Source organism: bacterium, from assembly GCA_037143175.1.
Classification (GTDB): domain Bacteria; phylum Verrucomicrobiota; class Kiritimatiellia; order CAIKKV01; family CAITUY01; genus JAABPW01.
Window position 1 is genome coordinate 1 of the sequence record JBAWZF010000081.1, and the last position, 8,484, is coordinate 8,484.

The 8,484-nt window shown below is 54.1% G+C and carries 9 protein-coding genes and 1 tRNA gene; 9 read left to right on the forward strand and 1 reads right to left on the reverse strand.

Annotated features, from left to right (window positions below; all coding sequences use genetic code 11):
• Window positions 1-31: 31 nt before the first annotated feature.
• From WCI03_14600 to WCI03_14610, 3 genes are read left to right on the forward strand one after another with little or no spacing between them, the layout of a single operon-like run.
• Window positions 32-511, forward strand: coding sequence for a polymer-forming cytoskeletal protein (locus WCI03_14600; protein ID MEI8141083.1), 480 nt, complete (start codon window positions 32-34; stop codon window positions 509-511).
• Between the two features lie 34 nt (window positions 512-545).
• Window positions 546-1,448: a ParB/RepB/Spo0J family partition protein gene (locus WCI03_14605; GenBank protein ID MEI8141084.1), complete on the forward strand. Its 903-nt coding sequence runs from the start codon at window positions 546-548 to the stop codon at window positions 1,446-1,448.
• Window positions 1,448-2,401 carry a M28 family peptidase gene (locus WCI03_14610; GenBank protein ID MEI8141085.1) on the forward strand — a complete coding sequence of 318 codons (954 nt, stop codon included), beginning with the start codon at window positions 1,448-1,450 and terminating at the stop codon, window positions 2,399-2,401. The genes WCI03_14605 and WCI03_14610 overlap by 1 nt, the downstream gene beginning before the upstream one ends.
• On the opposite strand, the gene WCI03_14615 is transcribed toward WCI03_14610, so the two are convergent.
• Window positions 2,365-3,198 carry a 3'-5' exonuclease gene (locus tag WCI03_14615; GenBank protein MEI8141086.1) on the reverse strand — a complete coding sequence of 278 codons (834 nt, stop codon included), beginning with the start codon at window positions 3,196-3,198 and terminating at the stop codon, window positions 2,365-2,367. The genes WCI03_14610 and WCI03_14615 overlap by 37 nt on opposite strands.
• Window positions 3,199-3,328: 130 nt before the next feature.
• Between WCI03_14615 and WCI03_14620 the strand changes: the two genes are divergently transcribed.
• From WCI03_14620 to WCI03_14645, 6 genes are all read left to right on the forward strand, one after another.
• The gene (locus WCI03_14620; GenBank protein ID MEI8141087.1) at window positions 3,329-3,481 is read left to right on the forward strand and encodes a small basic protein; all 153 of its coding nucleotides are present in this window, start codon (window positions 3,329-3,331) and stop codon (window positions 3,479-3,481) included.
• Window positions 3,447-4,199, forward strand: a complete 753-nt coding sequence (locus WCI03_14625; protein MEI8141088.1) for a pseudouridine synthase — start codon at window positions 3,447-3,449, stop codon at window positions 4,197-4,199. The genes WCI03_14620 and WCI03_14625 overlap by 35 nt, the downstream gene beginning before the upstream one ends.
• Window positions 4,200-4,249: 50 nt before the next feature.
• A complete protein-coding gene (locus WCI03_14630) occupies window positions 4,250-5,074 on the forward strand; it encodes an SH3 domain-containing protein (GenBank protein MEI8141089.1) in 825 nt (274 codons plus the stop codon).
• A gap of 66 nt (window positions 5,075-5,140) precedes the next feature.
• A tRNA-Ser gene (locus WCI03_14635) sits at window positions 5,141-5,228 on the forward strand.
• Between the two features lie 290 nt (window positions 5,229-5,518).
• The gene (locus WCI03_14640) at window positions 5,519-8,062 is read left to right on the forward strand and encodes a hypothetical protein (GenBank protein MEI8141090.1); all 2,544 of its coding nucleotides are present in this window, start codon (window positions 5,519-5,521) and stop codon (window positions 8,060-8,062) included.
• Between the two features lie 88 nt (window positions 8,063-8,150).
• On the forward strand, window positions 8,151-8,484 hold a 334-nt coding region (locus WCI03_14645; protein MEI8141091.1), incomplete at its 3' end, for a TerC family protein.

The window sequence follows — 8,484 nt, forward strand, 5'->3', positions numbered from 1 at the left end:
GGATTGAAAACTCAAAATTAAAGGAATGATCATGGACGAAATTAAGACAATCATTGCAGACGACGTGGAAATTAACGGCTCCATCAAGTGCTCCGGGAGCATTAAAATGGCCGGCAAGATCAATGGCGACGTTACTACGGCAGGGGATGTGTCCGTGGAGAAAGGTGCCGCGGTCAAGGGGAACGTTATTGCCGCCTCCGTCGTGGTGCATGGAATGGTCAAGGGCAACATCACGGCCAAGGAGCGTATTGAGCTCAAGGGCGCGGCGCGGGTTTCCGGGGACATCAAGGCCAAGCGTCTGGTGGTGGAAGAGGGCGTCAGCTTGGTAGGTAAATTCGAGGTCACTCCCGTGGAGTCAGTTTCCGGTGAGGCGACGCTTGACATGGATACGCCTGTGACCGGCGCCGGTGACACAGAGAAGAGTGATGACGAAGGTGCTAAGTCCGCTTTGACAGCCCGGCCCGCGATGGATCCGCGCGCCCGGCCCGGTCAGCTTTTTGCGCGTAAGTAAATTTTTGCATGGCAGTCAACAGGAGGAATGAGGAATGGCGTTAAAACACGGTTTAGGGCGGGGTTTGAGTGCGTTGATTAAGGATACTCCCGCCGTGGCGCCTGCAGCAGCTCCTGCACCTGCCTCAGGAGGGCCGCTGATGGTTGAGGTCATCAAGATAAGGCCCAGTCCGTTTCAGCCGCGGCGAACCTTTGTACGCGAGGCCATGGAGGAGTTGGTGGCCTCGGTTCGCGAACATGGCGTGCTGGAACCACTCCTGGTCCGCAGGGCAGAGGATGGCTATGAGTTGATTGCCGGGGAGCGGCGTTGGCGGGCGGCACAGGAGGCTGGTTTGAAGCAGGTGCCTGTGGTGGTGCGCGACGCGACAGACCTGGAGGCGCTCGAGATCGGGCTGATTGAAAATCTTCAGCGTGCGGATCTCAATGTGGTTGAGGAGGCCGAAGGCTATCTGGCGTTGGCTCAGACTTTCAAGCTTACGCAGGATGAGATTGCGCAAAAGGTCAGCAAGGCGCGGGCCTCGGTGGCCAATGCGCTTCGCCTTTTGTCTCTGCCCAAGGAGGTTAAGAAATTCCTGACCGAGGGCCTGATTTCGGCCGGGCATGCCAAGATTTTGCTCTCGCTGGCAACCGAGCCCGAGCAATGCAAAATGGCTGAACGCATTATCAAAGAGGGCGTGTCCGTCCGCGAGCTGGAGCGGCTTGTTGAGCATTCACGTAAGACTCCCCGAAAGAAGGCAGTCGAGAAGGAAGATATTCCGGCGAGCCATCTGGTGTATCTCTCGGATAAGCTGCATCAGCATTTTGGGACCAGTGTTCAGGTTCATCCCTGCCGGACAACGGCCAATGGACGGAAGGTCAAGGGGTACATTCAGCTTGATATTTATACGAATGACGACCTTGACCGTATCCTTGATCTGTGCGGACTTGCCGAACGCTGATGAAGTGGATTGGTATCCCTGTGCTTCTGATTCTCGCTTCATGCGGGGGGCGTGAGCCTGCGCCCTCTTTACCCCAGCCTGATTACCGCGTATCTGATCTCAAAGGCTCGGTGGCGTTGAGTGAGGTTGAGTGGTTTTTAAATTCAGGGTCCGGGGTTGCGGGATCACCCCAGGCTTCCAAGGCGGCTGACTACCTGGCTGGCCGGTTGCGCGAACTGGGGGCGTTGACGACCATCGATGCCTTTGAAGACGCCACTCCTGAGGGGATCAAGACGTTCCGGAATGTGGTCGGTGTTATCCCCGGTCAGAAGGATCGTATTGTCATACTTGGTGCTCACTATGATCTGAAGTCAGGGATTGATTCCTTTGTTGGCGCAAATGACGCCGGGTCAGGGGTGGGGTTGCTGTTGGCGCTGGTGCCGGCCCTGAAAGCCGTTACGGCTGCCGGGCGGCCTGAAGTTTGGCTTGTCTTTCTGGATGGCGAAGAATGCCGGGAGAATTATGGTGCGAATGACGGGTTACATGGGAGCCGTCATCTGGCTGGAAAGTTGGCGGCTGATGGGCGCGCCGCCCAGGTACAGGCCTTTATTCTGGCGGATATGATTGGGGACAGGGATCTTGGCGTTACTATTCCGCGTAACAGTGATCCTGCTTTATTGGCGGCAGTATTCAAGGCGGCTAATGAAGCCGGAACGAGGACGGCATTTTCACTGAGTGACTATTCCATCCTGGATGATCATCAGCCATTTTTGGACAAGGGAATCCCGGCCATCGATTTGATTGATTTTCAGTATGGGTCAGCACCTCGACTCAATGACTATTGGCATACCGCCAACGACACGCTGGATAAGCTCAGTGCCAATAGCCTTGAAATCGTGGGGCAGGTTGTGTTGCGGCTGTTAAACGCTCTGCCGGTTCAGTCGAGGTCCGCCACCTTCAGGGCCGACAACTGATCATTCAGGGCGGAACCTATCGGGGTGATTTTTTCCCCATTCAATATTTTCTCAACGATAGCCTTGGTGTCACTCGCGAAATCACTTTTCAGAATCCAGCGCAGGAAGTTGGGATCCCGTTTCGCCAGGTCGCTGAGTTTTTCGCCCTTTTTCTTGCCGAAATTAATGGCGATCTCACCATTCGCCCAGCGGAGTTTTCCGTCGCGGTCCACCCAGGCCGGATCACGAAGATCGCAGTACTTGTCGAGTTCATTCATCGTTCGGGGGAGATCCGGATAGCGGTTGAATTGCCCTTCAAGAACCCGCACGGTGGCCAGGGCATCGGCTTCCGCCCGGTGTCCTTCCAGGAATAGTTCTCCGCAGTAGTGTTGCAGGGCGGCCTTGAGGTCGCGGGGTTCCCGCTTGTGATAAATGCGTTGGGCATCTACCATGCGCCGGCCTTCCATGCTGAAGTTGATGCTGGCGCGCAGGAATTCCTCAATCAACATGGGGATATCGAAGCGGATGATGTTGTAGCCGGCCAGATCGCAGCCCTCTAAGAAGCGGTAGATTTCTGCAGCCATGTCCCTGAAGAGGGGCTTGCCAGCCACATCCGCTTCGGTAATACCGTGGATGGCCGTGGACTCGGGCGGAATCGGGATGCCTGGATTAACGATAAAAGTACGCAATTCCTGCATGCCCTTGGGCGGGAGCAGTTTTACGATAGATAATTCAATAATACGGTCAGTTCGCGGGTTGATACCCGTAGACTCAATATCAAAAACAGCCAAAGGCCGGTCAAGTTGCCAATTAAACATGTATCCTCCGATTTCAGGTACGATAACCCAGTGTTTTGAAAAAAGCAACGCAAGCTATTGACAGCGGGGCAACTTTTCGCCATTATCTTTGGCCCTGCTATGAAGGCAGCTAAAGAGTTGGAGTACGATCATGTCGATGCATTCAAGTTTAAAGTCGGCGGATAAAATCGCCACAAAGCGTAATGTTCTTAAACGTTTCGAACGAGTTGACCTCCTGCGCAAGCGTGGGAAGTGGAAAGAGGGTAGCCGTGGACAAGGGCTCCCCAAAACCAAGCCTGAGTAATCAGGTTCGGCTTCAAAAATATCTCGCCTCCTGTGGCGTAGGATCCCGGCGTGCCTGCGAGCAATTCATCGCAGACAGCCGGGTTTCTGTCAATGGAGTGGTCGTTTCACAGCAAGGGGTCTCTGTTACCCCTGGCGACGATGTGGTCGAGATGGATGGGCAGCAGGTTTTTCCTCAGCAAAAGCTCTATTTCATGCTTAATAAGCCTGGTGGGGTTTTGTGTACCTGTCAGGATACCCATGGGCGGCGAACCTTTCTTGACTTGCTGCCGGATGTGAAAGAGCGACTGTATCCCGTTGGCCGTCTTGATCAGGATAGCGAAGGGCTATTGATTGTTACCAATGATGGGGCTCTGGCCTTGCGTTTGACCCATCCCCGGCATGAGGTGGCGAAGGTTTATCATGTGCGCCTGAATTATCCTTTGACCGATATTGCCAGACGCCGCATGCTTTCGGGGATTGAATCCGAAGGCGAGATGCTTCATGCCGAAGAAGTTGTTCCTGTGCCGGCACGGCCGTCTGAATACCTCATTACGCTCCGGGAAGGGCGTAAAAGACAGGTGCGGCGCATGGTGCGGGAAGTGAAGCTCAGTGTGTTGACCTTGCAGCGTATTTCCGTTGGCTCGCTGACTTTGGGGTCATTGCCTCTTGGGAAAGTTCGGGCCTTGTCCCGGGCCGAGATAGACACCCTGTTCCGTGAGGCTGGTGTTGGGGAGTAGTTCGGGTTTTATAGAGCAATCGCTTGTGACGTGCTACAAAGGAAAAAATAATGAAAATCACCTGGATGGCTTTTGTTCTTGTGACCGTGCTCTCTACCGTTGCGGCTGAATCGACTAATTTTCGGGTTCGGGTTGTGGCGGACAATGTGAATTTGCGTGTGCGGCCGGATGCGGGAACTGAAGTAGTGGCCCAGGCGCAAGAGGGGCAGCTTCTTTCTGCAGTACTGGTGCAGGGGGATTGGCTGGGAATTCTGGCGCCGACCAATGCGGGGCTTTGGTTGAAGAAACAATTTGTGAAGGGCGGAGTGGTCACTGGGGATAAAATCCGCCTGCGCTCCGGGCCCGGGATCAGTTATCGGGATGTGGGGACGGTCAGCAAAGGTGCGGTGTTGACTGAATGGGAAAGTCATGGGGACTGGGTGAAGGTGGCGGCACCTGAGGAGCTTGTGCTTTGGGTCAGCAGGACAGTGGTTCAACCGTTTGGAAACGAGACACTTCCTGGGCCTGTGGTGGTTTCCGGTGGACCAACTTCGGCTGTTGAAAAAGTTGTGGTTTCTGAAAACGTCTCGTTGTCGCGGGAGTTACCTGCGGGGTTGACTCGTGATGATCTTGCGCCAGTGTTGGGGCAGGGGGCACTGGTGGAGCGGTCCGGGATGGTGGAACGAGTCCCTATGGCATTTTTCCGTGGCATGGATTACCGGTTGGTAACCTTGCGTAATCAGCAAAAGGTGACGGTCTGTTATGTGCGAGGCAATGAGGCTCAGATGCCCTCCCTGGTGGATCGTCGCCTGACGGTCAAAGGGCGGGAATATTGGCTCAACAATCAGCGCTATGCCGTGATTTATCCGGAGTTAATCACTCCATTGGCGGAGTAAAATAAAGCACTTGCTTTGATTGCACTAGTTTATCTAGTCTCCCCGCTTCGCATGAATATTTGATTTGGAGAGGTGGCAGAGTGGTTTATCGCGCCGGTCTTGAAAACCGGAGTGCCGCAAGGTACCGGGGGTTCAAATCCCTCCCTCTCCGCCATCCTTCGCTCTGCGCCGTACGGTGAGCTACGGATGGTCTCCGACCAGGAAGATGAGGCGCAGAACGAACAAGACCTATGTCGGCATGACAGAGAATATCGAGTATCGACTGAAAGCCCACATGATGGCCTATGTTCAGCCACCTCCCGGTTGCCTGTCTGGATGGGTTTAGCGGAGGTAAAGCTTATTGAGAAGATGCTTCTCTGGCCGGGTGCATTGACCAAATAGGACGTGTCGGCACCTGATTCCTCCTCGACACCTTGCGTGGGGATATGGCACGGTGACGGGTATATGACGACGTTTCGCCGATTAATCATTTCGTTTCTGGTGGTGCTGGCTATATGGATGTTTTTCTCCTGGCCGGTGCCGCGGTACATTGGGGAAGGGATCAGTTCGGCCTCCTTGAATGTTGAGAAGGGCGCCACCCGCGCCATGATTCCTGGCGATCACCTTCAGTTTCTCTATCAGTTTTGGCTGACAGGCGACACGATCAAGGGAAACACCCCGCTTTTCATCAATCCCTATGAGTTCAATGTCGGTAACGATGCCGATGGGGCGTTTTTCGGTACCTATTACGCCCCCTTCTCCCTGTTTTACACACTGGGGGAGGCTTTGGGCGGGCGTGCCTTTGGCTATAACTTCAACCAGCTGGTCACGATGTGGATCATGTGCCTGTTTACCTGGCTCTTAGTCCGCCGGTACAGCCACGATGAATGGATCTCTCTGGGAGCAGCGGTTGTGGGGCTATCGTTGCCGTATTCATGGATCACCATGTTTGATGGAAGTCCGACCGGCCTCACCATGATGTGGGTGCCGATTGTATTCTGGGCATTGGATGTCATGATAGCTGAGCGCAAGCTGTGGGCTGGCGCGGTGGCAGGGATTGGGATCTGTCTGGCGGAGAGTGATACCCACGTCTTTTTCTTTACGATGCTAGCCGCACCGGTCTGGTGTGGGTTGAGCTATCTGTTTCACTATCCCTGGCAGTGGCCCTCTCGTGCGCTTTGCCGTTCGCTCCTTAAGGCTGCGCTTCCGCTGGTCTTTTTTCTGGGTGTGGCAGTTTGGCAAATCTGGTATGTGCGGTCTTCCATTCAGGATACCGCGCTGGCCACCACGACCAGATCGATGGAGGAAATCCGCGCGGGTTCACCGTTATTATCGGGAATGGTCAGGCTTTCGAATATCGGGGAAGGCCGAAAAATTTATGTGGGTGGCTATCTGATGGTCTTGCTGGCGGCAGGAGCCTGGATGTTTTGGCGAGCACGGCGGCGGAGCTGGGACAGTCAGAAGTCCCCGCTCATTCCTGTAGTGCTGCTGGGACTCGGGATCATTGCAGTGGGCTTACTGGCCACCGGGGTTCATAACCCGGGCGGATCCCGTGCCTGGAAGGTTGTGATGACCTTGATTCCACCTTACGGCATGATTCGTCAGCCTCATAAGATTTTCTGTCTGATGCCTGTGCTGATCGCATTAGCCGCAGGCGTGCTTTGGCCTGCGTTGTTACGCGGACTTTCCTCCCGATGGCGCATGGTGGTGCTGGCGGCGATGGTGCTGCCGATCGTCATGGATTATGGCCACCGCATTCATCCCACGATTTGTTTGCTCGATCGCGAACAGGGTGCGTTTAAGGCAATTGCCGAGGACGCCAAGGCGGAGGGAAATCAGCGGCCGCATCTGTTGTCATTACCGATCTGGCCGGGTGACTCTCATTTCGATTCGATCAATGAGTATTACGTCTCTCTTTACAGGTTGCGCATGGTCAATGGCTATGGTGGGACAGTGAGGAAATCCTATCAGGATAATATTTTTCAGCGGCTCGAAAGCATGAATGTCGGGAGCCTGTCCGATGAGCAGTTGGATTTTCTATTGAGTCGCGGTGTCGGCTATCTGGTTTTGCATGAGGATAGTTTTCCCGAGAAAGTTTCTCCGTTCCCGGTGGGGCAGGTTCTGGCGGCGTTGCGGGGTCATCCTCGTCTTAAGGGTATTGGTAGCGATGGCGCCATATGGGCATTTAAGATTCTGCTGATTCCTTCAGGTAGGGCGAAGCCTCCGGCTGAGCCGAGGGTTTTTGAGCAGGTTGTCAGTGTAAAAGACCCTCTGCCAAAGTACTATTTCCCTGCCCGACGATTTGATTTTGAGGAACTTCGTAAGGCCGTGCCATTCGGCATGCCTCCGGGGACTGTAACGGTACCCCCATCCATGACGGTCTTGGATTTGCCTTTAAAATGGAGAATACGAGCCAGAGGTATTGGTTCGATAAGGGTTTCAAATGTGATCGGGCCTTTCACTAATTTGCCTGAACAAGTGAAGATTGATTCGCCTGATTGGAAGTGGGTGGGTATAGCCCTCCCGGCGGGAAGTGGGGTCGCCGGGGTAGGTGCTGTTGTGGCGGCGGCTGACGGATCGGTTGAGCTTGATTCCATTATTCTGAGTGCGGGTGAATGGAAGAGCCCTGAGCCGGGTTCTCGTCTGGAATTGTCGGCGAGTGATTTCTTCCATGCGGGCTTTACCCGGCCTGATGGGCGGTCGGTGACTTTACGGGCAAACTATGAACCGAGTTCCATTGTGTTTTATGGTCCGAAATTGCCGCTGGACGTCGGGCGATACTCGATCGAATTGGTCTTTGAATCCCCGGCATCGGCAGGGACTTTGCTGGGGAACTTTAATATCCGGTGGCGCGGGGATGAGATGGATAACTGGGTGCCAGTCGTGTCCGGAACCCGGGCTGTCAGTGAGTTTGATCAAAAAGACAACCGGGCGTTCTTCCTGGCGTTCAATTTTCAACGTGCCGCCGATATGACGATCCGGAAAATAATCTTGATTCGGCTTGAGTAGGTCACCTGTTGTAGGTTATTTGTTATTTAGATTTTCCTCCATAACCAATAACAATTAACCAATAACGAGTAACTTTTAGGCACATCCCATGATTGAATCTTTAAGCTCTTCTATTTCTGCGATGTTCACTGTAGCGGGGATTATGGCCCTTTTGAATGTCATCATGATCGACATCGTTCTGAGTGGCGATAATGCCATCGTGATTGGCATGGCGACCAAAGATTTGAAGGGTAAGGAGAGAAAACGAGCCATCGTTATCGGCATTGCCCTCGCCACGTTGTTACGGATCATTTTTGCGTCAACGGTGGTCTATCTTCTTCGTATCGTAGGAATCAAGTTTGCTGGTGGCATTCTGTTGCTCTATGTCGTCTGGAAGTTTTATCGTGAGCTGCGGCGGGGTGGTGAAGAAGGGGGCGCGGAGG

Coding starts and splice junctions, on each gene's coding strand:
- WCI03_14610 (MEI8141085.1), top strand. CDS start 1,448: ATGAAGTGGATTGGTATCCCTGTGCTTCTGATTCTCGCTTCATGCGGG.
- WCI03_14630 (MEI8141089.1), top strand. CDS start 4,250: ATGAAAATCACCTGGATGGCTTTTGTTCTTGTGACCGTGCTCTCTACC.
- WCI03_14640 (MEI8141090.1), top strand. CDS start 5,519: ATGACGACGTTTCGCCGATTAATCATTTCGTTTCTGGTGGTGCTGGCT.
- WCI03_14605 (MEI8141084.1), top strand. CDS start 546: ATGGCGTTAAAACACGGTTTAGGGCGGGGTTTGAGTGCGTTGATTAAG.
- WCI03_14620 (MEI8141087.1), top strand. CDS start 3,329: ATGTCGATGCATTCAAGTTTAAAGTCGGCGGATAAAATCGCCACAAAG.
- WCI03_14615 (MEI8141086.1), bottom strand. CDS start 3,198: ATGTTTAATTGGCAACTTGACCGGCCTTTGGCTGTTTTTGATATTGAG.
- WCI03_14600 (MEI8141083.1), top strand. CDS start 32: ATGGACGAAATTAAGACAATCATTGCAGACGACGTGGAAATTAACGGC.